Consider the following 24,021-nt stretch of genomic DNA (forward strand, 5'->3'; position numbering starts at 1 on the left):
AGTGCTTGTTATGCCTACGAATGAGGATGTCCTATGATCTCTGTTGCTGATTTGGTCAAAGACCCCATCATCCCCGGCAACTACTACGCTGCCGATGCCTATGTACAGGGGGATTTTGAAACAGGTCTGATTGAAAACCGCAAAGGTGCCCGTCTCATTGCCCTACCGGATATTTTGCTCCAAGCCATCTATGCCGGCCTCGATCAGGAAGTGGGACAGGCCAGTGGGGTGGTTCTCTTTAACTGTGGTCGCTGGTGGGGCAAGAACTTTTATCGCCGCTTTGTCGAGGAGGTCAGCGAGTACTATCGCCGTCCCCTTGCGGAAATGGAAATGGTGGAGTTTCTCCAGTGTCTCAAGGAATGCTGGAAGACCCACGGTTGGGGCACGATTGATCTCGATGTGAGCTTCTACCAGCAGGGCTTTTTGGTGGTGAAAACGTGGGACTCCCCCTTTGCGGCGGCGGCTCCCAAAAATACGGGTCAGCCCCAATGCGCTGCCGAGGCGGGGATTTTAGAGTCCTTCTTTAGCCAATTGACCGGTCGCGATCTCCACTGTGTGCAAACTGCCTGTGAAACCCTAGGGGCAACCAATAACCTCTTTGTCTTGGGCTTGCGGGAGCGGGTCGAACCGGCTAAGGCTTGGCTGCAAGAGGGACAGGATCATGACACGATTATGGAGCGGCTATGTCGCACTCAAGCCGCTTGAGTATGATCCTAAAGTAACTCTCGATGCGTCATTAAAAGGAGAAAAGAGCAGTGGCCAAAGTTGTCAAACTTGAACCCATCTCGCGGGAAACCACGATTAATACCAATGACAATTTGCTGTCTGCTCTATTGGACTCTGAACTCCACGTGCTCAAGGAGTGTGGCGGGCGCGGGATGTGTGCCACCTGCCATGTCTATATCAAAGAGGGGATGGAGAGCCTCTCCCCGATCAGTAAGCGTGAGCAACGCACCCTTGAAGTGATTACAACGGCAAATGCCACCTCTCGCTTGGCCTGTCAGGCACGGGTACTGGGGCCGGGGGTAGTGGTGGAGCTACCCTCAGGAATGTATGTCAACGCGGTTGAAGATATTGAGTCTTTGATTGGGCGGCGGGCTGAGCAGGATATTTTGCACCCCCTCGATGGCCGCGTCTTGGTGGAAGCGGGCAAGCTCATTACCCGCACGATGATTACCCAGCTGAAAGATACCCAAGTGCAGGTGGGGCAATATCTCGCCAATACGTCGGATGCCTAACCAACCACTTCATTTTCATCCTCAGGGAGGCACCATTTATGGAAGACCGTAGTTTGAATTCCCATGACACGCCATCGGGCAGGGGGCTAGCACCCCTAGAATGGGGCGCAACAGGGCTAACGGTTGTGTTGTCGGTGGCGGCGGCTGCGACCCAACAGGCCATTTTGACAGCGATCGCTCCTTTGCCCCTCTCATTGGCGGTGGGCTTAAACTTAGTGAGCCGTAAAAAATTGGATGCCCAGTTCCAAGCCTTTGTGCAGCAACAGGAGGCCAAAATTGCTGAATTGGTGGCGTCCCAAGGGCAGCAGCAGTCAGAGGTCGGCGGCCTTACCTTGGCCCTTAGTCAGGTGCGCGATCGCCTTGAGGATGTGCAGAAACAGGTCATGCAACTCAACCAAGGGGCACGGGATCTCCACGACTACACCCGCATTCTTGACACCGAGCAAAAACAAATTGAGGAAGTGCTGGATTGCTTGCGGGAAATCGAGAAAAATACCCAAGTGATCCAAGTGGATCCCAGCCATGCCAAGGCTTACTACAATCGCGGTCTGACCCATCAGCGTCTAGGGGATGCCGAAGCAGCAATTCTCGATTACACAGAAGCGATTCGAATTAACGATAGCTATGCCAAGGCCTATCACAATCGCGGTGTAGCGCGCTCAACTTTGGGCGATCGCAAGGGAGCAGTAGAGGATTTGCGCACAGCGGCGAAGCTCTTCTTTGAACAAGGGGACATTAGCAGTTATCAGCGGGCACGGGATCTGGCCAAGCGTATCCATGAAGTGGGGAGTATTGAACAGGACAATAAAGAGGTACCCTTAGAAATCCTCTTCTCCTAGGGGACAATTCATTTTGCTGCTGACCCTGCATTGACAGGGGCAAAATTGCGAATCATTCTGAGAAATGTTTTTCGTTGATGGTTGAGGCTCCTTGTTGGCCACGGCTCGTGCTGCCCAAACCTCCCGTTACCGGCTGGTGGATCTAGCCGGTCAAGGCCAGTACGGACAAGTTTATCTGGCGGTCAATCGCGAGTCGGGTGAACTGGTGGCAATTAAGGTGCTCAGCGAGCGGCAATTGCTGACCCGTGGCTTTTTGCGGGAGTTGAATTTTCTCCTGACGCTTCAGCATCCCCATGTGGTGGGTTGTCAGGCGATTGACTATATTCGCGTGCACCATAGCCCCCAAGTAAGCCGCAGTTTGGTAATGGATTATTGTGCCGGGGGGACCTTGCGATCGCTCCTAGAGCAAGAACAGGCCTTACCCCTGACCACCGCTTTGCGCCTTACGCTGGATGTGCTGGCAGCTTTGACCTATGCCCATCATCGCGGCATTCTCCACTGCGATCTCAAACCGGAAAATATCCTGCTGGAGGTGACTGCTACGGGCTGGCAGGCAAAGGTGTCCGATTTTGGTGTCGCACGCCTCATTGAGGATGTCAAGGGCAGCGGTCAAACGGGATCTCCTGCCTATATGGCGCCGGAGCGTTTCTATGGTCAGACGATGCCCGCTTCGGATCTCTATGCAGTGGGGATTCTCATGTACGAGATGATCGTTGGCGATCGCCCCTTCCACGGCACACCTGCTGAACTCATGACTGCCCACCTTAGCCGTCCCTATACCCTTCCTGAAGGCTTGCCCTTTCTGGTGCGGAGCACTATTACTAAAGCGTTGGATAAATTACCGCAGCGCCGCTATAAAAGTGCAGCGGAAATGACGATGGCGGTGCAATTAGCCCTAGAGGTGATCGCGGCAGAGCGTCATGAGCAGCTGTTGTTGTTCTCTAGGTCACCGGCGGCGGTTTGGCTGGGGGAACCCCAAGGCTATTCTTTAGCGATACCGCCCCAACAGGTTGCTAGTACGGCCACAAGGTTCTATGGGGTGGTGGGCGATCGCCTGTGGGCCTGGCAAGCCAAGGAATCTCACCCTGAAGTGATTGGCCAATGGCCGCTGCCACCGTTGCCGATTCAACTCTATGGCGGTGAATTGAGGGCTTGGCTGGGCATCCAAGGGCAGCCACCGCAGCTTTTCTGTATCCATGACGGGCTCATTCCCCTAGAGTGTCATCTTCGCTCCACTCTGAACCGATTAGCCATTGACGCCACTGGTTATTGGTGTGCAGAAACGCAGATTGATGATGCAGGAGAATTAACACTTCATGTCCAACTGCTCAATGGTCAAGGACAGCGCACTCTCCGCTGTGGATGGCAGGGACGAGCTTTTGTGGATACACTCCTCCTCAATCGTCGTTATGGCTTGGTCATCAGTCGTTCCCAACATTCCGAGACGGAGCATGCCACCACCCATTTTCAACTCTTTGACCGCCGCGGACACTGGCGGCTATACACCCAACTGCCTGCCCACCTGACATTGTTTACCCCGGCCCATCACCAGCCGTGGCAACTAGCAGCGTTTGAAGATCATCCGCAGCAACCTCTATTGATGCTCCTCCATTTGCGGCCTTGGCGGATTCAACGCTTGGGGCTGCGGTTTCGTCCCCAATTTCTCTGTGCTACGCCTTGGGGCTATGTGGTGGCGGGTCGCCATCGTTTGAACTTAGTGACCCACAGCGGCGAAATTGTCGGCACGGCTGAAAGTGAGCAGGAGATTTGTGGCCTCGGCTTTACGGGCGATCGCCACCTTTGGCTGATTCGGCAGCATCAGGGCAAGTATATTTTGCAAACGTGGGATATTACGGCCTGGGAAATTGACCTCATCCTCTAGGCCAGCCGCCTATGATAGAAAGAATAGCCGTGGGATATGCCCCATGAAACAGCCTCAGATTCTCAAAATTACCCGCAAAGCGGCCAGTCTGAAACAAAAGCAAAAGCAGCAGTCATCTCCCACCACCCTTGATGTTACAGCGACAACGGTAGCCTCTGAACCCGTCGTTGAGGTAGCAGCGGGCGATCGCGACAGTGCTCAAGGGCGTCAACATTGGTGGAGTGAACGCTGGATTGGTGTGCTAGAGTCCTTTGGCTGGCGCCGACGCCTAGAGCGGGCACGCAATTATGTCCGTGAAGGACGGGTGCTCACCTTGGAATTCAAGGGCAACCAAGTCCATGCCCAAGTTCAAGGCACGGCTCCCGAACCCTATCACGTCAAACTGCATTTGGATGCCTTTAGTGAAGAGCAGTGGCAATATGCCATTGACGGCATGGCACAAAAAGCCTTCTATGCCGCGAAGCTCCTAGCGGGAGAACTGCCCCCCAGTATTGAAGAAGTCTTTACCCAAGCTGGATTGAGTTTATTTCCCTTTACTAAGTTCGACATCCATAGCCGCTGCAATTGCCCTGACCCCGTCAATCCCTGCAAACATATTGGCGCGGTTTATTACTTGCTGGGGCAATACTTCAACGAAGACCCCTTTTTACTCTTTCAGTTGCGGGGCAAAACCAAAGAGGAGATTCTCCAACGCCTGCGCCACTATCGGGCAACGGCGACTACCCCCTCTATGGTGCCCACCCCCCCACCCCTCTATGAGCCACCGAAAACCGATGCTCCCTTTTGCCAATATCGCCAGCCCCTACCCCCAGAGTTAGTGGTGCTTGTCCCCAGTGGTCAACCCCATGCGGTGCTATCCGTGTTACCCCCCTTTCCCCATGAGGTTCCCAGTGAAGTGGCGCAGTTAATGGCCACCCTAGAGCAGATGTACAGCAGTGCCAGTCTTGCGGCCTGTCAGTTGGCGATGGGTGAACCGCTGAGAGGAGATGAAGGAACCGAAAGTGAGCCATGAAACCCAACCAGTATGACGGTCAGGGCGAAAATCTCAAACGTGGTCTCAAAGCAGAGGACACCTTCTTAGAGCTTGCCCGCAAGCAGGGATTCCAAGTTCACCACGCGAGCGAAGCTGCTGATATTCATGAGCACTGGGATTGTTTGTTGATTAAGGGGTATGCGTCCCTGAAAGTGGACATCAAGGCAGTCAAGAAAATTCAACGCCAAGACCCGCAGCCCCAAGATCAATACACTTGGATAGAATTGCAGGGGGTACGTGATCAAGGCTGGTTGTTTGGCGGTCACTCAGACTATATTGCCTTTCAAACGTTGAACTCATTTATTTTGGTGCAGCGCACAGCACTGATAGCGTTTGTGCAAAAGAATGTCGATCTCGCCGTTCAAGTGACCCAACCTACAGAGGCCCTAAAAAAACATCAAGGCAAATATCCTGTGTACCGTCGCTCAGGGCGGAGCGATCGCCTCATCTTAGTCGAAACCGATATTCTAAGACAGCTTCCGGGCAGTATCGAGTGGCTGAATCCCCAGTAACTTCCCCCTTTTCCCCAATGAAAGTCGCTCTCAAAGAAGATCACATCCCTTTAGACCAGCGATCGCCCAACCTGTCAATAATATGCACCATGTCTGAATTGCTCCAGCCCGCCAGCAGATGGGCAGCAATGGCACACCCCCCCGCACCAACCCCTTCCTTGACAAACCCCTGTTCATAGGCACGCAGGGCAGGATGACGGGATGCGCTGAAATCAAGTTGCGTGTAAATGAGTGGACACTGAACACGCTCTGCCAAGCGGTGAATCTGAGCCGTTTGATCTTCAATCAGCCAGCGGGTTGTGCCCACCACGATTTGTGCGGGACACCAAGGAAGCTGACGCCACTGGGCGATCGCTCGCGCAAAGGCATAGACCGCCATCATTTGTGACCCCCCCGCCAGCAACACACCACAGGTTTGACTTGCCCGCAGGGCCATAGCCGCCACCACCACCTGCATTGGATCGCCAATCGCTGCTACACAAGTGAAAGGATCCGCATTAGCAGGGAGATGGGCAAGCCCCTGTTGCACGAGTGACCACTTTTGGGCATGGTTACTCTGGCGATGACTACTGCCTACACAATCGCGAGCGGGGATGCCCAAACTTTCACAGAGGGCAAGGGCAGTGGTTGTGCCGCCCACGACACATTCAGCAATGATCAGCCACGGATATTGGCTGCTGAGCTTGGCTCCCCAAGACCATCCCTGTTCCCAGAGCTGCGCTACAGTTTGGGCTGTCATCGCTTCAGCCGTGGTTAGGCAGCGCGCCGGAGCGCCCCCCAAGTCAATCATCTCGGGCAGACGCGGCAAAGGTAAACCCGCATCAAAGACGTAGAGGGGCAACGCCAAGGCCTCAATGAGGGCACGACTAATTAGAGCAGGGGACGCACCCGCCGTCAGGGGTGGCAGCGGATAGCGGTAGTAGGGTTGAATGCCTCGCAGCAGGAACTCGCCATCCGCTAGGGCTGTGGTTCGGCGATCGCTGGGGGTTTGACCCGCTGCCGAGATTCCGGGAATCAATGCCGTTTCCGTAAAGCCAAGAACACAGACTAGGGCAGGAAAGTCGGGGTGCTGGCAGTGGCGATCGCCCCAAGCGCGGGCAATGGATTCTCCCGTGGCAACGCCAATCATACTAATCGACTAATAATTCCCGACCACTGCACCTGCTTGAGGTGTTCACGGCGATAGGAGAAAAAGCATTCAGCATCGCGAAACGTACAGTGGGGAGACAGGGCAATTTGCTCGTCCCTTAGCCCCAATTGCAGCAATTGCAAGCGATTCACCCGTGCCACATCCACCCGAAGTCGCTCAGGGTCTGGATCAAGAAAGATCATCTCTGGGTCTAAGGCAGCGAGACGCTGGTAAAGATCATCGCGGTCAGTGGTTTCCGTCACCCCCTCAAGAATGGTCTGCGCCAAGGCACGGGCCACATTCAGCCCCACTTGATAGACCTCACCGCGAATCGCAGGCCCCATGGCAATCCGTAAATTGGCAAGATCACTGCCGAATGCTTGCATCTGCTGGAGCGTGGCCCTAGAGATTTGGATCGCTGTCCCCCGCCACCCCGCATGAATCGCCGCAACCCGTCCACTGCCCACATCGGCAATGAGTAGCGGCACACAATCGGCACTACACACCCAGAGGGCTTGATCAGACCCTGTGGCCACAAGGGCATCCGCTGCCAATCGTTCATCACGGGCTAAAACTTCTGCTGCCAAAGCCACGCGATCGCCATGCACCTGTTGTGTCCGTAGCGGTGTTGCTGTCGTGCCTAGGGCTGCGGTGAGGGTGCTGAGGTCTTGTCCTTGCCAATCGCGAGTAAAGAAGCCATGCTGAAACCCCTGCAAAAGATCGCAGGTGAGAAAGCGCCCGAGGTCAGTGGTTTGCCAGCGCCACATTGTCAGATCCAATGACAGCTAAACTATGGCGTTCTCGTAGCTCCCTAGAAGGCACGAATCGCCTCCTTTAATACCTCCTCCCTAAGCGTTGAACGTAAAGATTGGGGTGTGCCCAAATCAACAGAACAGCTTAAGATTTCCTCCAAATATTCTTTTAGCTCAATGAAGGTAAATAATCCAACAGGCCTTTCAAACTCTACTAACAAATCAACATCACTTTCAGCGTGAGCTTCATCCCGTGCCACTGAACCAAACAGCTGCAGGGTCTTTACTGCAAATTTTTTAAGGGATTCTCGACGGTTTTCTAAGGTATTGATCCCTAATTGACGACTCAACATTCCAATGTTTCCTTATTCCTTTAATCTGAATCTGACCGATCCACTGGCTGATGCGGTTCATCGGGGAGAGAGTCCTTAAGGGGTTCTAGGCAGCAGGGGGCAAGTCAAAGAGAACGGTGGTCATGTAGCGTTCTGCCCAAGCAGCACCAAAGGCTTTTTCCAGAACCCGGCGGGTTTTATCGTTCTGCTGTTGCTGGTGGCAGTACTGCCGTTGGCCGGCAATCACGGCTTCGGGCTGATCCGTGGGCACAGCTTGCTGGCTAAGTTGACAGTGGAGCGTGAGGTACTCACCAATGCGATCGAGAAATTGCTGTTCCTCAGTGTCTCCCTGTGGCCGAATAAAAATGCAAAAGGACGAGAAGATATGTCCCCAAGGGGGCAGCTCACGGGGTTGACTAAAGGTGAATTTTGGCAAAGCACTTAAAGCCGATGTATAGGCAGCGGGCAACTCACCCGTCACCGGCGAGAGATCCACAATTGCGGCACTAATTTGCCCTCGGCCACCCACGAGGTCACAGCCAAACATTGGCAGATCGTAGCGCGGCTCTGGAAACATGACACAGTGCAAAATATCGAGACTCTCCCCCACCCGTGCCAGTTCAAGGTGAAGTTTGCGAAAGGGCGGCGCTTGGTAGCAGTGGTTCTCAATCGTTAGCCGCTCCCCTTCCAGTTTGCCCTCGACATAACCGAGATCCTCAGGCAGGGTATAGGGGGCTAAGGGCAAAGTGCTCTGCCAAATCTGCTCAATGCGATCGGCGAGCCGCTGAATTAGGGGATGCTGGTGTTGACGGAGAGACATAGCCTTGATCCTAACCCAAGTCTGTGCCGCTTGCGAGGGAGCGATCGCCCCCGCTAAACTAACCAAGAGTCTAACAGCCGAGGAATCATGCAAACTCAAATTGCCGCTGCCATTGACCCAAAGCAACTCCAACAGGCGATTCGCGCCAGCCAAGACTTTCTCTTTTCACAGCAATATGCTGAGGGCTACTGGTGGGCAGAATTAGAGTCCAATGTGACCATGACCGCAGAGGTGATCCTGCTCCACAAAATCTGGGGCACCGAACAGCGGCTACCCTTGGCCAAAGCGGAACAGTATTTGCGCAACCATCAGCGGGATCACGGCGGTTGGGAGCTATTTTATGGCGATGGCGGCGATCTCAGCACCAGTGTTGAGGCTTACATGGGACTGCGACTGTTGGGCGTGGCCGCCGATGATCCTGCCTTGGTGAAGGCACGGCAATTTATCCTTGCTCGCGGTGGCATTAGCAAAACTCGCATCTTTACCAAACTGCACCTTGCCCTCATTGGCTGCTACGACTGGCGTGGGATTCCCTCCCTCCCCCCTTGGATCATGCTCCTGCCGGAGGGTAGCCCCTTCACTATTTATGAGATGTCTAGTTGGGCACGCAGCAGCACCGTGCCGCTGTTGATTGTCATGGATCGCAAGCCCGTTTATGCCATGGATCCGCCCATTACCCTCGATGAACTCTATGCCGAAGGGCGGGCAAATGTGATCTGGGAACTGCCCCGCCAAGGCGACTGGAGTGATGTCTTTATTGGTCTCGATCACGTTTTCAAGCTCTTTGAAACCCTGAACATTAATCCCCTCAGAGAACAGGGGCTAAAGGCCGCCGAAGAATGGGTGCTCGAGCGTCAAGAAGCTAGTGGCGACTGGGGCGGCATTATTCCGGCGATGCTCAACTCCCTATTGGCATTGCGTGCCCTTGACTATGCTGTGGATGACCCCATGGTGCAGCGGGGGATGGCAGCAGTGGATCGCTTTGCGATTGAAACCGACACCGAGTATCGCGTCCAGCCCTGTGTCTCCCCAGTTTGGGATACTGCCTTGGTCATGCGCGCCATGGTGGATTCAGGCGTCGCCCCCGATCATCCCGCCCTGGTCAAAGCTGGCGAATGGTTGCTGTCCAAGCAAATCCTTGACTATGGGGACTGGCACGTAAAAAACAAAAAAGGTCAGCCGGGGGGATGGGCCTTTGAATTTGAGAATCGCTTCTACCCCGATGTGGATGATACAGCGGTGGTGGTGATGGCGCTTCATGCTGTGACCTTGCCTGATGAAAACCTCAAACGGCGAGCCATTGAGCGGGCAGTCGCTTGGATTGCCTCAATGCAGTGTCGGCCGGGGGGCTGGGCAGCCTTTGATGTGGACAATGACCAAGATTGGCTCAATGCCATTCCCTACGGCGATCTCAAGGCAATGATTGACCCGAATACTGCTGATGTCACGGCACGGGTGCTGGAGATGGTGGGGCGGTGTCAGTTGGCCTTTGACAGTGGTGCCCTCGATCGCGCCCTTGCTTACTTGCGCCATGAGCAGGAACCGGCAGGCTGTTGGTTTGGCCGCTGGGGGGTGAACTACCTCTATGGCACGAGTGGGGTGTTGGCAGCCCTCTCCCTTGTTGCTCCTCGCTACGATCGCTGGCGCATTCGCCGTGCCGCTGAGTGGTTGGTGCAGTGTCAAAATGCCGATGGTGGTTGGGGTGAAACCTGCTGGAGCTACAACGACCCTTCCCTCAAGGGCAAAGGCGATAGCACTGCTTCCCAAACTGCTTGGGCCATTATTGGCCTTTTGGCCGCTGGCGATGCCACAGGAGACTACGCCACAAAAGCTATTGAAAAGGGGATTGCCTACCTGCTGCAGACCCAGCGCGCCGATGGCACATGGCACGAGGATTACTTCACTGGTACGGGCTTTCCCTGCCACTTTTACCTGAAGTACCACTACTACCAGCAGCACTTTCCGCTGACGGCCTTGGGGCGCTATGCTCGCTGGCGCAATCTGTTGGCTAGTTAGGTGAGATTAGAAGGAGCGCAGTTGTTGTTGATAGGCCACCGGATCGGTGCCACACAGGGGTTGGGGGGCAACCACACAGTCATTGCTCAAACCAGAGCGAATTAAGTTTTCAGCAAGCAACTGACGATCGCGCGGCGCAGGGTGGGTACTCAAAATCGTTGGCGGTGCTCCTCCCTCCCGTTGCAATTTCTGCAGAAATGTCACCATCGCCCGTGGATCATAGTTGCTGCGAGCCAATAGCCCCAACCCATAGCGATCGGCCTCTAGTTCCTGCTCACGACTGCGAGGACGTCGAAAGGCAAGTTCCATGGCCATTTGTAGCCCGCGATCGCGATCCAAGCCCGCAGCCGTCATTAAGCCTTGGGCGATCGCCATTTGTTGCAGTTGACGAATCACATGGCGCTGATCAATGTGGCCAATTTCGTGGGCAATGACGCTGGCTAGTTCCGCCTCGTTTTCCGCCCGCAGCATTAGCCCTGTAGTGACATAGACAAAGCCCCCCATTGTGGCATAGGCATTCACTTGGCGGTCTTGGATGATGTGAAACTGGTAGGGCACACCTCGACGTTCGCCGACATTAACCAAGCGGTCACCAATGCTATGCACATAGTTTTGCGCAGCGGGATTGCGAACAAGGCGCATCCCTTGCCGCAGCATCTGCTCATGGATCTGTTGCCCCAAGGCCACCTCTTGGCGGGGCGAGATATTCGATAGTTGGATGACCTGAATCCCCTGCAACAGTAACCGCTGCCAGAGATTTTGAGCCTGTGCAGCCACAGGATGGAGAGCGATCGCCACCCCACAGACCAAGCTGGCAAAGAGGAGAAACCAACGTTGTTTTTTCACGGCTAATATTTCGCGTAAAGTCCACACCCACGCCTAGCGGCTACTTGCCCCCTTCTGACCCCTCTATTTTAGACATTGTTCCCAAGGCTTAACGTTTTTTAATCTCTGGCACCCGTAGCCCTTTACTGGCCAGCCACTCTGGATTAAAGAGCCGCGATTGATAGCGGGAACCCCCATCGCACAACACAGTAACAATTGTGTGACCGGGTCCGAGTTCCTTGGCGAGGCGTACCGCTGCCCCCACATTAATCCCGACGGAGCCACCCATAAAGAGGCCATCGTAGTGCAGCAGTTGATAAATGATCTCAAGGCACTCTTGATCCTCAATTTGAATCGCATCATCAATGGGAGCGCCTGCTAAGTTGGCGGTAATGCGGCTATTGCCAATGCCTTCGGTAATGGAACTGCCACTGCTACTGAGGGTGCCCGTTTTCGCATAGCTATAGATGGCACTGCCCATGGGATCGGCAATCACAGTGCGAATCGCGGGATTTTTTTCCTTGAGGTACATCGCCACCCCCGCATAGGTGCCTCCCGTGCCAGTAGCTGCTACCCACGCATCAATGCGGCCATCGGTCTGCTGCCAAATTTCAGGGCCAGTGGTTTCGTAGTGGGCTTGGCGATTGGCCAAGTTATCGAACTGGTTTGCCCAGATGGCATTCTCCATCTCAGCAGCAATCCGCCCGGAGAGCTTCACATAGTTATTGGGGTCTTTGTAGGGCACAGCGGGAACGGGGCGCACCTCGGCACCTAGGGTACGCAACAGATCAATTTTTTCTTGAGATTGGGTATTGGGAATCACAATCAGGCACTTGTAGCCTTTGGCATTACAAATGTGGGCTAGGCCAATGCCCGTATTGCCTGCTGTGCCTTCGACCACCGTACCACCAGGTTTGAGAAGGCCCTTTTTTTCAGCATCTTCAATAATGTAGAGGGCAGCCCGATCCTTAACAGAGCCACCGGGGTTGAGGAACTCTGCCTTACCGAGAATTTCACAGCCTGTGAGGTCACTAAAGTAGTTGAGGCGAATCAGCGGCGTCTGCCCGACGGTGCCGACAAAACCCTGTTTAATATCCATGCCGTCGTTGTTTTAAGTTAACTGAATACTTTTATCGTAAAGGGGTTTGCCGCCAGAATTGCCTTGAGGGGGAGCGTGACGGAGTCAATCGCGAAGTGTGCCTTTGGCATTCACCTTTGCTATGATTGGAGATCCTTGGAGAGGTGGCAGAGTGGTTGAATGCGCTTGACTCGAAATCAAGTTTAGGGTAACACCTAACGGGGGTTCGAATCCCCCCCTCTCCGTTGATGTCCCCGATAGTTTAGAAAAACGGGTACCTCGCTTTAGCTAGCGATAGATGTAGTGGCACGACTGACCTAGAAGCTTGGCTAATAGAACCTGTCAAGCTCGAAAAGTCCTATAAATTGATCACATCAAAAAGTGTAATCTCATTCAGGAGTCTCTCCTTTGCCAGTTCTGCATATCGAGGATCAATTTCAACGCCGACGCCTTTTCGTTTGTTGGCAAAAGCTTCCACCAGTGTTGTGCCGCTGCCACAAAAGGGATCGAAGACGATATCGCCCGGAAAACTAAAGAGCTTGATACATCGTCTCGGCAGTTCCCTTGGAAACGGTGCAGGGTGACCAATCTTTTTTTTGCTTTCGCCGCTGAATGTCCATAGCCCGTTTGTCCATTCCATAAATTCTTCCCGAGTAATATCGGCCTTTTCATCGGACTTGCGCCGCCACTCCTCTTTGTACAACACCACAATTAACTCCACAGGCGCAATCACATAGGGTGCTGAGGGCGACATCCACGATCCCCAAGCCGTCCGCCGCGAAATATTACCCTCATTCCAGACAATGGTGGACTGATATTTCCAGCCAACCTCTTGAGCCAAAACCGTCAAATCCGCGCCAACACTGCGCTGTCCCCCTTTGTTTTTATCGAGGGGAATGTTAAGGCAAAACCGCCCGCCCGTTTTTGTCCAGTGAAAACAGTTGGACAGCCAAGCGCGACTAAATTCTAGATAATCGCTGTAGGGGACATCATCTTTGACTGAGCGATATTCAAGACCCACATTGTAGGGCGGGGAAGTCACAATCAGGTCAATAAAAGGCTCAGTAAATAAATCAGCATCAAGGCTATTGGCATTGAATAGCCATGTATCTTTCATTTGAAAGAAGGCTTCTTTTTTTGAGATGAATGGCATTGAGTTTTCCCAAGATTAAGAGGGTTTCCATAGCTCTACCCCATCCCGCTGATCAATCCCCTGCAAGAGTACCTTGACCACTTCATCGCGAGCCGTGGGCAGTACTTTACCCGTAAAGTCGGGGTGAATCGGCAATTCGCGGTGCCCGCGATCGATGAGTACCAATAACCAAATGGCACTGGGGCGACCGTAATCATGGACGGCATTGAGGGCAGAGCGAATCGTGCGGCCACTAAAAATCACATCATCCACCAAGACCACAATCCGCCCAGAGAGATCCACGGGAATCAGGGTCTGACGCGGTGTGCGCGGGCCAATGCGATCCAAGTCATCGCGATAAAATGTAATATCCAACTCACCAATGGGGAGGTTCACTCCTTCCAGTTGTTCAACTTGTTGCCCCAACAGCTTGGCAAGGGGAACCCCACGGGTATGAATCCCCAACAACACTAATTTGTCGAGGGCATCGCGAGCCTTCTCCACCACTTGGGAGGCTAAGCGCGTGACAGTGCGCCGTAGATCATCGGCACTGAGAATTTCAACGACTTCACCAGCCATAGCCGTCACGGTAGGGAATTCACAGATTTTAGCGAAATTCCCGCAAAAAGAGACCCTACGCCAAGCGGGTAGGGCCAAAGACGCAGTTAGGAGGTATCTTGCTTCCCTACGATACTGCCGATATTTTGGGGGAGCGAAAGCTTTTACCAATTCTTTAGATTTGGCGCAATTAACTGTTACAATACACGAGAAACTGTTATTTAGAATACCAAATCTTAGGGCTGCTTTCTCAAATAGGCGAGGACGTGGTTTTGACCGTTTCAAGCGCCTTCAATCCTTCTGAACAAGATTTTGGGTGGCTCGCTCCTCCGTTGCTCGACTACCCTAAAAGCTAGGTAAGAATTCGTTAGAAATTGGGCAATGACCAGCACTCCCTTTCGTATTCACGCTCCCTTTGAACCGACGGGAGATCAACCCCAAGCCATTCAAAAACTGGTTGCAGGGGTACAGGCGGGATATCGCTTCCAAACATTGCTGGGGGCAACGGGCACCGGCAAAACCCACACGATCGCCCGCGTGATCGAGGCCCTTGGCCGCCCGACCCTTGTGCTGGCCCACAACAAAACCCTTGCGGCGCAACTGTGCAATGAACTGCGCTCATTCTTTCCAGAAAATGCCGTCGAGTACTTTATCTCCTACTACGACTACTATCAGCCCGAGGCCTACATTCCCGTTACCGATACCTACATCGAAAAAAGTGCCTCTATCAATGAAGAAATTGATATGTTGCGACACTCGGCCACCCGCTCCCTCTTTGAACGGCGGGATGTAATTGTCGTTGCCTCCATTAGCTGCATCTACGGCTTGGGTATTCCAGCAGAGTACCTCAAAGCGGCGATTTCCTTGGAGGTGGGCAGTGAAACGGATCTGCGACAACTGCTGCGGCAACTGGCCACCATTCAATACACGCGCAACGATGTGGAACTGGGGCGGGGGCGCTTCCGTGTCAAGGGAGATGTTTTAGAAATCGGCCCAGCCTATGAGGATCGCATCATTCGGGTTGAGTTTTTTGGGGATGACATTGAAGCGATTCGCTATGTCGATCCCCTGACGGGGGAAACATTGCAGAGTGTCGAACGCCTGAATATCTATCCCGCGAAGCACTTTGTCACCCCTGCCGAACGCCTGGAAGCGGCTTGTGCTGCCATTGAAGCGGAACTGCAAGCCCAAGTGGCTTACTTGGAAGCCCAAAATAAACTCCTTGAAGCACAGCGCCTGAGTCAACGTACCCGCTATGACTTGGAAATGCTGCGACAGGTGGGCTATTGCAACGGTGTGGAAAACTACTCACGCCATCTCGCCGGCCGGGCAGCGGGGGAACCGCCGGAGTGTTTGATTGATTATTTTCCTGACGACTGGCTGTTGGTGGTGGATGAGTCCCATGTAACAGTGCCGCAAATTCGCGGGATGTTTAATGGTGACCAAGCCCGCAAAAAAGTGCTGATTGATCACGGCTTTCGGCTGCCCAGTGCGGCGGATAATCGCCCCCTGAAGGCGGAGGAATTTTGGCAAAAGGTGAAGCAATGTATTTTTGTCTCGGCAACCCCCGGCGATTGGGAATTGGCGGTGTCTGAAGGGCAAGTTGTCGAGCAAATTATTCGGCCGACGGGGGTCGTGGATCCAGAAATTTTTGTCCGTCCCACCCAAGGACAGGTGGATGATCTCTATGGGGAGATTCGCCTGCGGTGCGATCGCCAAGAGCGGGTACTGGTGACTACTCTCACGAAACGCATGGCCGAGGATCTCACGGAATACTTCCAAGAACGGGGGGTACGAGTGCGCTATTTGCACTCAGAAATCAATGCCATTGAGCGCATTGAGATTCTTGAAGCCCTGCGCCAAGGGGACTTTGATGTGTTGATTGGTGTCAACCTGTTGCGGGAGGGACTGGATTTACCTGAAGTGTCCTTGGTGGCCATCCTTGATGCAGATAAAGAGGGCTTCCTGCGGGCGGAGCGATCGCTGATTCAAACCATTGGCCGTGCTGCCCGGCACGTCCGTGGACAGGCGATTCTCTATGCCGACACCCTCACCGACAGTATGCAAAAAGCCATCCAAGAAACAGAGCGCCGCCGCGCCATTCAACTGGCCTACAACCAAGCCCACGGCATCACCCCTCAACCCATTGTCAAGAAAACCAGCAATGCCATCTTGGCCTTTTTGGATGTGTCTCGCCGCCTCAATGCCGAGTCGGTGCCTGTCTTATCTTCCCAAGCCTTACAGGAACTGAGCCTAGAGGATATCCCCCAACTGATCCAAGACCTTGAGGCGAAAATGAAGGCGGCTGCCCAAGAATTGGCCTTTGAGGAGGCTGCCCGCTACCGCGATCAAATTAAGCGTTTGCGCGATCGCCTCGTGGGGTACCGCTAGAATTATGAACTTTTGTAATAGTTCGCAACAGTCCGTAAACGGGAGCGAAGGGGGAGAAACCCTACCGTGATAAGCTAAGTACGATTTTAGATCCGCGCAATTTCGGCTGGCGTTCGGGTTGACGCTAGTTTTACCAGTTCTAGGAGTAAGAAAAACCTATGCGTGATGCCGTCACCACACTGATTAAAAACTATGACTCCACCGGTCGCTACCTCGATCGCGATGCTGTTGACAGTTTGCGCTCCTACTTTAATTCCGGTGCGGTACGGGTTAAAGCGGCAGCAGTGATCAATGGCGATGCCGCAGCCATTGTGAAGGAAGCGGGTTCTGCCCTCTTCACAGAGCAGCCGGAACTGATTCAACCCGGCGGCAATGCCTACACCACACGCCGCTATGCCACCTGCCTGCGGGATATGGACTACTACCTGCGCTATGCCACCTACGCCATTGTGGCCGGGGATGTGGATGTCCTCAATGAGCGCGTCCTCGAAGGTCTGCGGGAAACCTACAACTCCCTAGGGGTACCCATTGGACCAACGGTGCGCGGCATTCAAATCATGAAGGAGATTGTGCGCGATCGCGTGGCAGCGGCGGGCATCGAGGACACGAGTATTGTCGAACAACCCTTTGACTACATGTGTCGGCAACTGAGTGAAGTGAATATCTAGGTTGGCCAAGATAGAAGACTCTGCAACAATAGAGGGCGGTGGCATTGGCGATCGCCCCTTCGTTGTCCTGTGCAGCAAGTATGAAAATTCGCATTGGTAATGGCTACGACATCCATCAATTGGTGCCCGAGCGGCCTCTGATTTTAGGCGGTATCAAACTAGAACACACCTTGGGACTCTTGGGACACAGTGATGCCGATGTCCTCACCCACGCAATTATGGACGCCCTTTTGGGAGCCCTCAGCCTTGGCGATATTGGCCATTACTTTCCCCCCAGTGATCCCAAATGGGCAGGGGCAGATAGCCAAGTCTTGCTGGCGAAAGTAGCGGCACTGATTGCAGAACGGGGTTGGCAAGTGGGCAACATTGATGCCGTAGTGGTGGCAGAGCGTCCGAAGCTGAAACCCTACCTCGACCAGATGCGCGATCGCCTTGCAACCACCCTAGGGATTGATCGCGACCAGATTAGTATCAAAGCCACCACCAATGAAAAACTGGGGCCAGTGGGGCGTGAAGAGGGCATTGCCGCCTATGCCGTGGCGCTGCTCCAGTCAGAAGCTTAAGATGAACTACTAGCGAACATACAGGCTGTAGTGAAAATCCGTTTGCTCGCACTGGCTTTGCTGGAGATTGGCATGGCGAAAATTGGCCCAGCGACAGATGGCATGACTGAGGTTAGCACGCACAAAAAGGGCATGGGAAAAATAGCCGCGCGTTAGTCCTGCATAGGCTAAATTGGCCGCATAGAAGTTACAGCGATAGGCTTGAACCCCCTCCAAGGACGCCTGTACCAAATGAGCAAACCGCAGCGTGGCTTCATTGAGGCTAGCCCCCATCAGCAGCGCAAAGGAAAAATCACTAGAAGCAGCACGGGCATGGCTGAGATCTGCTTGACACCAATTGCTGTGGCGACAATCCGCCTGTTCAAGAGTGACCCAAGAGAAATCGGCATAGGTCAACCGAGCGTACTGCAAGTTGGCCAGTTGAAAATTTGCCCGCTGGGCAGTGGCGCGATCGCCCACCACTTTTAAGAACAACGCCCCTCGGCAATCGGCATCATCGAGGTTCGCCGCTGTCAGATCCGCCTCATAGAGGTTAGCAAAGCGCAGATCCCCATGGGCAAGGTTCACCTCTCGCAGACAGGCACGGCTGAGATTGCAGCCCCGCAGGTCATAGCCCCGCAGATCCATGCCCGTAAGATTCATTTCCCTCAAATCTACAGTAAGCTGAGGATAAGCTTGCCGCCATTCGTTCCAGAGGTGTTTTCCCCCTCGCAGGCGATCGCTCATTACCTGATTTAAGTGCCCTTTGATCATCATTCTTGCCTTGAGATTCTTCACATTTCGTTATCGTGGCGTGAAATTTGATAGAATTTCATCTATGTAGCTCTATCGCTGACGAAAGGAGAATGGGTTTGAAACAAGCAACCCTACATCAGCTTAAGGTTTTTGAGGTCACTGCTCGCCACGGAAGTTTTACCCGCGCTGCCGAGGAACTCTTTCTGACGCAGCCCACCGTTTCGATTCAAATGAAGCAGTTGACCCGTGCCGTTGGTATGCCCCTCTTTGAGCAAGTGGGCAAGCGGCTCTATCTCACAGAAGCCGGCAAGGAACTGCTGGCCACCTGCCAAGACATCTTTGAGCGCCTTGAGCGGTTTGAAATGGCCGTTGCCAATCTCAAGGGTCTCAAGCAGGGACACTTGCGGCTGTGTGTCATTACCACGGCCAAATATGTGATTCCGCGGCTGCTGGGGCCATTTTGCCAGCGCTATCCGGGGATTGATGTCGCCCTGACGGTTACCAACCATGAACAGGTGGTAGAGCGCATTCGAGGCAATATGGACGATCTCTATATTCCCAGTTGCCCACCGGAGAATGTGGATGTGGAGTGCCACCGCTTTTTGGATAATCCCTTAGTGGTGGTTGCCCCCAGTCACCATCGCCTCAGTGGCCGCAGTAAAATCCCGATCCAAGAACTGGCGGGAGAACCCTTTATTATGCGGGAGCAGGGATCGGGCACCCGCCAAGCGGTGGAGAAGCTCTTTGCAGAGCACGGTGTGCCGATCAATATCCGCCTTGAGCTGGGAAGTAACGAGTCCATTAAGCAGGCGATCGCTGGCGGCCTAGGGATTTCTGTCCTGTCTCACCACTGCTTAGCCCTTGATCGCGAGTCCAGCCAGTTGACGATTCTCGATGTCGAACATTTCCCGATTCAGCGGCACTGGCATTTGGTCTATCCTGCGGGCAAACAACTGTCGGTCGTGGCTCAGGCCTTCTTTGACTATGTGTCCACCGAGGGTCGGGAAATGATTGAATCGAGCCTCACCTATCCCAGTGTGGCGGCGCCGGCCAAGGAACTCAACCCCGTCTAGCATGACAACCCTCCAATTTCTCACCTTTCCCGATCCGCCGATCGCGGCAGATCACAGCCTTCTATTGCTCCACGGCTGGGGTGCCAATGCCGCAGATCTGATTTCCCTTGGATCGTTGCTGGCTCCCCAAGCCCAAACCTATGCAGCGGAAGCCCCCTTTCCCCATCCTTACGTCCCCCAAGGGCGGATGTGGTATGACCTGAATCAGCACGATGTCCTCAGTGGTTCATTACTGCTCGATGAGCGGGCAATGGATCTAGCCACCAGTGAAGCGGCACTGCGGCAGTGGATTGCCAGCTTGCCCATTGATCTCAGCCGCACAATTTTAGGGGGGTTTTCCCAAGGGGGAGCACTGACATTGGCTGTGGGGTTAACGTTGCCCTTGGCGGGATTATTGGTCTTTAGTGGCTATTTGGTGCGCCCGCCAGTGGTGACAGCTGCCTCGCCACCCGTGTTGATGATTCATGGCACAGCCGATCCTGTCGTGCCCTTTGCCAGTGCCCAAGCCAGTTGGCAAGCCCTGCAAGCCGCAGGAGTGAAGGGAGCGTTTCATGCCCTACCCATGGCTCATGAAATTAATGGAGACGCGATCGCCATCGCCCGCCAGTTTATTGAGAAGACCCTGCCTAACATCAACTCAAATTGAGTAACCCATAGGCAAGCAAAGCGCTACCGATCGGAACTGTGAGATTATCAACCCCTCGCCAAGCAATCAGTTCCAAAAGGGTCGCACCCAGACCTACTAAGGGGGCAATCCAGAGCAACTCTAAGGCCGCAATGGGGGTGAGGGATAGAGCCGCCACCACGGTACTCACACAGAACATGGTCAGGGTTCCTTCCCAGCTTTTACTGGTTCGCGGCAGGGGATGGCGTCCCCAGTTAATCCCCACAAGGGCAGCCAAGCCATCTCCCCAAGCCATCACTAAAATTCCCAGAACCGCCAGTTCCGGCAGCGTGTTCCAAAAGAGCGCCATTAATGTGCCAATACTCACCGCATAAAAAAAGGTGCCCCAGCTTTGGCGCCCCACGCCACTAATACTGGGAAAAATCGCTATGCGGTAAGAAAGCAGTGTGACGACGCCAGCGATCGCTGCGGCCACAATTCCCCAACTCGTGGGTACCCCCAAGGCATAGGCAATGAGAATCACTTGACCGGCACCAATGTGAACCACTTTCCGTGACCATTCCTTGGCATTGGGAAACCAAGCGTGAATCAGTTCTGCGGTTAACAGCACCAAGCCCAGCCAACTGGTGACCAAAATTCCTGCCCAGAACATTGTCATTGCTATCCTCAGATGGCCGTGGCTCCTTACTGTGTCTGCTGGGCAAAAAACTGGGTCACAATCTCAAGGATGCGATCGCTGGCATGACCATCGCCAAAGGGATTAATCGCCGTCGCCATGCGGTTGTAGGTCACTGGCTCCGTGAGCAGTTCAATGGCTGCCGCGGCAATCGTATCCGCAAACGTGCCCACCAGTTTAGCAGTGCCAGCGGTGACCGCTTCCGGCCGCTCAGTGGTTTCCCGTAACACCAGTACCGGTTTACCAAGGCTAGGGGCTTCCTCTTGGAGACCACCGGAATCCGTCAGCAGGAGCGTTGCTCCCTTAATCGCTGCCACAAGAGCAGGATAGTCCAGTGGCTCCGTCAGAAAAACGCGGGGATGATGCCCCAAATAGGCTTTGAGGGGTTCACGCACAGTGGGATTGCGGTGCAGGGGCAAGAGCAAAGCGGTATCGGGAATCGTGTTTAAGATTTTCAGGAAGCCATTGGCAATGTCTTCTAGGGGGGCACCCCAGTTTTCCCGTCGGTGAACGGTAGCGAGGATCACGCGATACTGTTGCCAGTCAAGGCCGGGGACATGGCACACTGGCTGGCGATCGGCCACTTGCAGCAGGGCATCAATCACGGTATTGCCCGTCAAGTGAATGCTACCCGTGACCCCGGCCGCCTGAAGATTCTTGACGGCTTGTTCCGTAGGGGCAAAATGCAACTGCGCTAATTGGGAAATAAGGCGGCGGTTGGCTTCTTCTGGATAGGGGTTGTAGAGATCGTCGGTGCGCAAGCCCGCTTCCACATGGCCGACAGGAATCTGCTGATAAAAGGCGGCAAGGGTAGCGGCAAAGGCGGTTGTTGTATCCCCCTGAACCAAAACAAGACGGGGCAGGAGTTCTTGATAGAGTTGCTCCAAGCCTTGGAGAGCACGACAGGTGATTTCGGTCAGGGTTTGCTTGGGCTGCATAATGGCCAAGTCCCGATCTGCCCGCAGGTCAAACAGTGCCATCACTTGATCCACCATTTCGCGGTGCTGTCCCGTGAGGACAACGTAGGGTTCAAACAGGGGCGATCGCTGGAAGGCTTGAATGACCGGTGCCAATTTGATTGCCTCCGGGCGCGTACCCAACGTAATGCAGATCGGGATCGGGGAAGCAATCATAGCCGTCTAAATACCAAAAATAATAACTTTAGTGTACCGAGAAGCGAGCGTCAAAAAAGTGTCTAGTTGCCACTGCCCATGATTCCGTCGTTCGCCAGTCTTTTTCTAAAGCATGGAGTCCCAAGGAATGCCTGCGCGTCGCCCCTCCGTTACTTCCCCCATAGGGAGTCTTACAGTGGTAGGGGTGTGCCATCTTGGTGGGAAGGACTGTATGTTAATAATAGAAGGGAATGCACCGCCATTGCGCTCGCTGAGGTGGCCATGATTGAAATGACCGTTGCTGGGATTGCCCTCGATGCCACTAACCGTCGCACGCCAATTGTCTTACTCAAAGACGGTGCTGGACGGCGAGCACTGCCCATCTGGATTGGTGATAATGAGGCGCGGGCAATTTTAATGGCCTTGGAAAATCAACGAGCACCGCGACCGATGACCCATGATCTGATGGTCAACATTCTCAACGAATGGAATATGACCCTAGAGCGGGTGGTGATCCATTCCTTGGAAGACAACACCTACTATGCAGTGCTCACCCTGCGCCAAGGAGAAACTCGTAAAGAGATTGATGCTCGTCCCAGCGATGCCATTGCCCTTGCCCTGCGCTGTGATTGCCCGATTTGGGTGATGGAAGCGGTTGTTGCCGATGCCTCGATTCCCGTCGATCGCGATGCTGACGAGGAAGAACGCCAAGCCTTTCGCCGCTTTTTAGATTCGATTCGCCCTGAAGATTTTATTCAGCAGGGCCGGGGAATGGAAGAGGATTCCTCCGCAGGCTAGAATGCGCTACCGCCGCTTTGGTCGCACGGGGCTGAACCTCTCGGTTTTTTCCCTTGGAACGATGCGTGCCTTGGGCAGTCCAGAGGTGATGCAGGCGGTCATTGAGGGGGCGATCGCCCACGGCATGAACCACATTGAAACTGCCGCTGCCTACGGTGCCAGTGAAGCCTATATTGGTCGTGCCCTTAAGGCACTGGGGCAGCCCCCCGTTTTTATCACCACTAAACTCTTGCCCCAAGGGGATGCGGATCACGTCCAGCGGCAAATTGCTCAATCCCTTGAGCGTCTTCAAGTCTCACGGTTAGATGGTGTCGCCCTCCATGGCCTCAACACCCCTGAGCATCTCGCATGGCTGAGCACTGAGGGGATGGCAATCCTGCGGCAGTTGCAAGCAAAGGGGGTAATTGGTGCTTTAGGCTTTTCCAGTCATGGATCGTTATCTGTGATTTTGCGGGCGATCGCTAGCAACCAATTTGACTTTGTGAATCTGCATTACACCTACTTTCAGCAACGCAATGCCCCAGCGATCGCCGCTGCCGCCGAGCGGGATATGGGGATTTTTATCATTTCGCCAGCCGATAAAGGAGGACAACTCTACCGGCCTTCCCAACGGCTCCAAGACCTCTGTGCGCCCTTTCACCCTCTCCATTGGAGCTATCGCTGGTTGCTGAGTCAGCCGGCCATCACCACCTTGAGTATTGGACCGGCCACCGTTGCCGAGTTGGCCTTTCCCTTGGCCGTGGCTGATCAGGTGGCACCCCTGAGCGCTGAAGAGCAAGCGGTGGGCGATCGCCTGCAAGCAGTGATGCAGGAAACCTTGGGCACCGATTTGTGTCAACAATGTTATGCTTGTTTGCCCTGCCCTGAGGAAATTCACATCCCCGAAGTGCTGCGGCTTCACAACTTAGCCGTCGCCTACGACATGACAGAATTTGGCAAGTATCGCTATGGGATGTTTGGTCGTGCCGGGCATTGGTTTCCCGGTCAACCCGCCAACCGCTGTACTGAATGTGGCGATTGTTTGCCCCGCTGTCCCAGTGGCTTGGAGATTCCTCGGCTATTGCGCGAAACCCATGAGCAGTTGCAGGGCAGCTCGCGAACCCGCCTTTGGCAGAACATTTAATCAAATAATCAAAAATCGAAAAAACTTCCTATTTTCCCACCCAGTACCGAACTCAACTGTCAAGTATGGGTCAATCCCAATATTCCCGTCCTGTTCCCAACTCAGGGACTT

25 protein-coding genes and 1 tRNA gene are annotated in these 24,021 nt (G+C 54.1%); 15 read left to right on the forward strand and 11 right to left on the reverse strand.

The annotated features are described in order from the left end of the window. The first annotated feature begins 33 nt into the window (after positions 1-33). From RHJ02_RS08980 to RHJ02_RS09005, 6 genes are all read left to right on the forward strand, one after another. Positions 34-705 carry a V4R domain-containing protein gene (locus tag RHJ02_RS08980; protein WP_286626872.1) on the forward strand — a complete coding sequence of 224 codons (672 nt, stop codon included), beginning with the start codon at positions 34-36 and terminating at the stop codon, positions 703-705. A 50-nt stretch (positions 706-755) separates the two neighbouring features. After that, positions 756-1,238 (forward strand): 2Fe-2S iron-sulfur cluster-binding protein, encoded by a 483-nt coding sequence (locus tag RHJ02_RS08985; protein WP_310800141.1) that lies wholly within the window; start codon positions 756-758, stop codon positions 1,236-1,238. A gap of 38 nt (positions 1,239-1,276) precedes the next feature. Then, positions 1,277-2,077, forward strand: coding sequence for a tetratricopeptide repeat protein (locus tag RHJ02_RS08990; protein WP_310800142.1), 801 nt, complete (start codon positions 1,277-1,279; stop codon positions 2,075-2,077). 94 nt (positions 2,078-2,171) lie between these two features. Further along, positions 2,172-3,959, forward strand: coding sequence for a serine/threonine-protein kinase (locus RHJ02_RS08995; RefSeq protein WP_310800143.1), 1,788 nt, complete (start codon positions 2,172-2,174; stop codon positions 3,957-3,959). A 43-nt stretch (positions 3,960-4,002) separates the two neighbouring features. Beyond that, positions 4,003-4,971 carry a metal-binding protein gene (locus RHJ02_RS09000; RefSeq protein WP_302678105.1) on the forward strand — a complete coding sequence of 323 codons (969 nt, stop codon included), beginning with the start codon at positions 4,003-4,005 and terminating at the stop codon, positions 4,969-4,971. Then, positions 4,968-5,504 carry a hypothetical protein gene (locus tag RHJ02_RS09005; protein WP_310744480.1) on the forward strand — a complete coding sequence of 179 codons (537 nt, stop codon included), beginning with the start codon at positions 4,968-4,970 and terminating at the stop codon, positions 5,502-5,504. The genes RHJ02_RS09000 and RHJ02_RS09005 overlap by 4 nt, the downstream gene beginning before the upstream one ends. 40 nt (positions 5,505-5,544) lie before the next feature. On the opposite strand, the gene cobT is transcribed toward RHJ02_RS09005, so the two are convergent. From cobT to RHJ02_RS09025, 4 genes are all read right to left on the reverse strand, one after another. After that, a complete protein-coding gene (gene cobT, locus RHJ02_RS09010; protein WP_206199885.1) occupies positions 5,545-6,633 on the reverse strand; it encodes a nicotinate mononucleotide-dependent phosphoribosyltransferase CobT in 1,089 nt (362 codons plus the stop codon). Then, positions 6,630-7,400, reverse strand: a complete 771-nt coding sequence (pgeF, locus tag RHJ02_RS09015; RefSeq protein ID WP_310438179.1) for a peptidoglycan editing factor PgeF — start codon at positions 7,398-7,400, stop codon at positions 6,630-6,632. Before pgeF ends, cobT begins: the two co-directional genes overlap by 4 nt. Positions 7,401-7,444: 44 nt before the next feature. Beyond that, a complete protein-coding gene (locus RHJ02_RS09020; protein WP_310742934.1) occupies positions 7,445-7,738 on the reverse strand; it encodes a nucleotidyltransferase family protein in 294 nt (97 codons plus the stop codon). Positions 7,739-7,823: 85 nt separating this feature from the next. Further along, entirely contained in the window at positions 7,824-8,537 is a 714-nt protein-coding gene (locus RHJ02_RS09025; protein WP_206199888.1) for a phycocyanobilin:ferredoxin oxidoreductase, read from the reverse strand. An 87-nt stretch (positions 8,538-8,624) separates the two neighbouring features. Here RHJ02_RS09025 and shc point away from each other — a divergent pair, with 87 nt between their 5' ends. Next, complete coding sequence (gene shc, locus RHJ02_RS09030) at positions 8,625-10,553, forward strand: squalene--hopene cyclase (protein WP_302676068.1); 1,929 nt, start codon at positions 8,625-8,627, stop codon at positions 10,551-10,553. A 6-nt stretch (positions 10,554-10,559) separates the two neighbouring features. On the opposite strand, the gene RHJ02_RS09035 is transcribed toward shc, so the two are convergent. Further along, the gene (locus tag RHJ02_RS09035) at positions 10,560-11,399 is read right to left on the reverse strand and encodes a M48 family metallopeptidase (RefSeq protein WP_225901546.1); all 840 of its coding nucleotides are present in this window, start codon (positions 11,397-11,399) and stop codon (positions 10,560-10,562) included. 88 nt (positions 11,400-11,487) lie between these two features. Next, complete coding sequence (locus tag RHJ02_RS09040) at positions 11,488-12,477, reverse strand: cysteine synthase A (RefSeq protein ID WP_206199891.1); 990 nt, start codon at positions 12,475-12,477, stop codon at positions 11,488-11,490. A gap of 137 nt (positions 12,478-12,614) precedes the next feature. Here RHJ02_RS09040 and RHJ02_RS09045 point away from each other — a divergent pair. Beyond that, positions 12,615-12,701: transfer RNA gene (locus tag RHJ02_RS09045), tRNA-Ser, on the forward strand. 113 nt (positions 12,702-12,814) lie between these two features. Here the strand turns inward: RHJ02_RS09045 and RHJ02_RS09050 are convergent. Next, on the reverse strand, positions 12,815-13,609 hold the full coding sequence (locus tag RHJ02_RS09050) for a site-specific DNA-methyltransferase (RefSeq protein WP_206199892.1): 795 nt from the start codon (positions 13,607-13,609) through the stop codon (positions 12,815-12,817). 15 nt (positions 13,610-13,624) lie between these two features. Then, on the reverse strand, positions 13,625-14,167 hold the full coding sequence (pyrR, locus tag RHJ02_RS09055) for a bifunctional pyr operon transcriptional regulator/uracil phosphoribosyltransferase PyrR (protein ID WP_302676066.1): 543 nt from the start codon (positions 14,165-14,167) through the stop codon (positions 13,625-13,627). A gap of 360 nt (positions 14,168-14,527) precedes the next feature. Between pyrR and uvrB the strand changes: the two genes are divergently transcribed. The 3 genes from uvrB to ispF all read left to right on the forward strand — a co-directional run bounded on the left by uvrB (position 14,528) and on the right by ispF (position 17,768). Beyond that, positions 14,528-16,537 carry an excinuclease ABC subunit UvrB gene (gene uvrB, locus RHJ02_RS09060; protein WP_310744482.1) on the forward strand — a complete coding sequence of 670 codons (2,010 nt, stop codon included), beginning with the start codon at positions 14,528-14,530 and terminating at the stop codon, positions 16,535-16,537. Between the two features lie 158 nt (positions 16,538-16,695). Then, complete coding sequence (gene apcB / locus RHJ02_RS09065) at positions 16,696-17,205, forward strand: allophycocyanin subunit beta (RefSeq protein WP_149818761.1); 510 nt, start codon at positions 16,696-16,698, stop codon at positions 17,203-17,205. An 80-nt stretch (positions 17,206-17,285) separates the two neighbouring features. Continuing rightward, positions 17,286-17,768: a 2-C-methyl-D-erythritol 2,4-cyclodiphosphate synthase gene (gene ispF, locus RHJ02_RS09070; RefSeq protein ID WP_302678113.1), complete on the forward strand. Its 483-nt coding sequence runs from the start codon at positions 17,286-17,288 to the stop codon at positions 17,766-17,768. A 9-nt stretch (positions 17,769-17,777) separates the two neighbouring features. Here the strand turns inward: ispF and RHJ02_RS09075 are convergent, their stop codons facing one another. Then, the gene (locus tag RHJ02_RS09075) at positions 17,778-18,524 is read right to left on the reverse strand and encodes a pentapeptide repeat-containing protein (RefSeq protein WP_310800144.1); all 747 of its coding nucleotides are present in this window, start codon (positions 18,522-18,524) and stop codon (positions 17,778-17,780) included. 95 nt (positions 18,525-18,619) lie between these two features. Here RHJ02_RS09075 and RHJ02_RS09080 point away from each other — a divergent pair, with 95 nt between their 5' ends. Both RHJ02_RS09080 and RHJ02_RS09085 read left to right on the forward strand, forming a co-directional pair. Further along, complete coding sequence (locus tag RHJ02_RS09080; RefSeq protein WP_190278237.1) at positions 18,620-19,576, forward strand: LysR family transcriptional regulator; 957 nt, start codon at positions 18,620-18,622, stop codon at positions 19,574-19,576. 1 nt (position 19,577) lies between these two features. After that, positions 19,578-20,222 carry a dienelactone hydrolase family protein gene (locus tag RHJ02_RS09085; protein WP_310800145.1) on the forward strand — a complete coding sequence of 215 codons (645 nt, stop codon included), beginning with the start codon at positions 19,578-19,580 and terminating at the stop codon, positions 20,220-20,222. On the opposite strand, the gene RHJ02_RS09090 is transcribed toward RHJ02_RS09085, so the two are convergent. Both RHJ02_RS09090 and wecB read right to left on the reverse strand, forming a co-directional pair. Continuing rightward, entirely contained in the window at positions 20,209-20,859 is a 651-nt protein-coding gene (locus tag RHJ02_RS09090) for an SEC59/DGK1/VTE5 family protein (RefSeq protein ID WP_310800146.1), read from the reverse strand. The two genes, RHJ02_RS09085 and RHJ02_RS09090, sit on opposite strands and share 14 nt — an antisense overlap. 26 nt (positions 20,860-20,885) lie before the next feature. Further along, the gene (gene wecB, locus RHJ02_RS09095; protein ID WP_310800147.1) at positions 20,886-22,010 is read right to left on the reverse strand and encodes a non-hydrolyzing UDP-N-acetylglucosamine 2-epimerase; all 1,125 of its coding nucleotides are present in this window, start codon (positions 22,008-22,010) and stop codon (positions 20,886-20,888) included. A gap of 261 nt (positions 22,011-22,271) precedes the next feature. On the opposite strand from wecB, the gene RHJ02_RS09100 reads away from it, so the two are divergent. Then, positions 22,272-22,787: a bifunctional nuclease family protein gene (locus RHJ02_RS09100; protein WP_206201676.1), complete on the forward strand. Its 516-nt coding sequence runs from the start codon at positions 22,272-22,274 to the stop codon at positions 22,785-22,787. A gap of 1 nt (position 22,788) precedes the next feature. Continuing rightward, positions 22,789-23,910 carry an aldo/keto reductase gene (locus RHJ02_RS09105; RefSeq protein WP_206199898.1) on the forward strand — a complete coding sequence of 374 codons (1,122 nt, stop codon included), beginning with the start codon at positions 22,789-22,791 and terminating at the stop codon, positions 23,908-23,910. The last annotated feature ends 111 nt before the right edge of the window (positions 23,911-24,021 follow it).

It is taken from the genome of Thermosynechococcus sp. TG215 (assembly GCF_031583455.1).
Lineage (GTDB): Bacteria > Cyanobacteriota > Cyanobacteriia > Thermosynechococcales > Thermosynechococcaceae > Thermosynechococcus.

What these genes read in the sequence shown, in the direction of transcription:
- RHJ02_RS09075 (WP_310800144.1), bottom strand. Translation starts at nt 18,524, where the DNA reads ATGATGATCAAAGGGCACTTAAATCAGGTAATGAGCGATCGCCTGCGA.
- RHJ02_RS09105 (WP_206199898.1), top strand. Translation starts at nt 22,789, where the DNA reads ATGCGCTACCGCCGCTTTGGTCGCACGGGGCTGAACCTCTCGGTTTTT.
- RHJ02_RS09020 (WP_310742934.1), bottom strand. Translation starts at nt 7,738, where the DNA reads ATGTTGAGTCGTCAATTAGGGATCAATACCTTAGAAAACCGTCGAGAA.
- ispF (WP_302678113.1), top strand. Translation starts at nt 17,286, where the DNA reads ATGAAAATTCGCATTGGTAATGGCTACGACATCCATCAATTGGTGCCC.
- RHJ02_RS09000 (WP_302678105.1), top strand. Translation starts at nt 4,003, where the DNA reads ATGAAACAGCCTCAGATTCTCAAAATTACCCGCAAAGCGGCCAGTCTG.
- RHJ02_RS08990 (WP_310800142.1), top strand. Translation starts at nt 1,277, where the DNA reads ATGGAAGACCGTAGTTTGAATTCCCATGACACGCCATCGGGCAGGGGG.
- shc (WP_302676068.1), top strand. Translation starts at nt 8,625, where the DNA reads ATGCAAACTCAAATTGCCGCTGCCATTGACCCAAAGCAACTCCAACAG.
- RHJ02_RS09005 (WP_310744480.1), top strand. Translation starts at nt 4,968, where the DNA reads ATGAAACCCAACCAGTATGACGGTCAGGGCGAAAATCTCAAACGTGGT.
- cobT (WP_206199885.1), bottom strand. Translation starts at nt 6,633, where the DNA reads ATGATTGGCGTTGCCACGGGAGAATCCATTGCCCGCGCTTGGGGCGAT.
- pyrR (WP_302676066.1), bottom strand. Translation starts at nt 14,167, where the DNA reads ATGGCTGGTGAAGTCGTTGAAATTCTCAGTGCCGATGATCTACGGCGC.
- RHJ02_RS09050 (WP_206199892.1), bottom strand. Translation starts at nt 13,609, where the DNA reads ATGCCATTCATCTCAAAAAAAGAAGCCTTCTTTCAAATGAAAGATACA.
- RHJ02_RS09040 (WP_206199891.1), bottom strand. Translation starts at nt 12,477, where the DNA reads ATGGATATTAAACAGGGTTTTGTCGGCACCGTCGGGCAGACGCCGCTG.
- RHJ02_RS09090 (WP_310800146.1), bottom strand. Translation starts at nt 20,859, where the DNA reads ATGACAATGTTCTGGGCAGGAATTTTGGTCACCAGTTGGCTGGGCTTG.
- RHJ02_RS09100 (WP_206201676.1), top strand. Translation starts at nt 22,272, where the DNA reads ATGATTGAAATGACCGTTGCTGGGATTGCCCTCGATGCCACTAACCGT.
- RHJ02_RS09025 (WP_206199888.1), bottom strand. Translation starts at nt 8,537, where the DNA reads ATGTCTCTCCGTCAACACCAGCATCCCCTAATTCAGCGGCTCGCCGAT.
- apcB (WP_149818761.1), top strand. Translation starts at nt 16,696, where the DNA reads ATGCGTGATGCCGTCACCACACTGATTAAAAACTATGACTCCACCGGT.
- RHJ02_RS08980 (WP_286626872.1), top strand. Translation starts at nt 34, where the DNA reads ATGATCTCTGTTGCTGATTTGGTCAAAGACCCCATCATCCCCGGCAAC.
- pgeF (WP_310438179.1), bottom strand. Translation starts at nt 7,400, where the DNA reads ATGTGGCGCTGGCAAACCACTGACCTCGGGCGCTTTCTCACCTGCGAT.
- RHJ02_RS09085 (WP_310800145.1), top strand. Translation starts at nt 19,578, where the DNA reads ATGACAACCCTCCAATTTCTCACCTTTCCCGATCCGCCGATCGCGGCA.
- uvrB (WP_310744482.1), top strand. Translation starts at nt 14,528, where the DNA reads ATGACCAGCACTCCCTTTCGTATTCACGCTCCCTTTGAACCGACGGGA.
- wecB (WP_310800147.1), bottom strand. Translation starts at nt 22,010, where the DNA reads ATGATTGCTTCCCCGATCCCGATCTGCATTACGTTGGGTACGCGCCCG.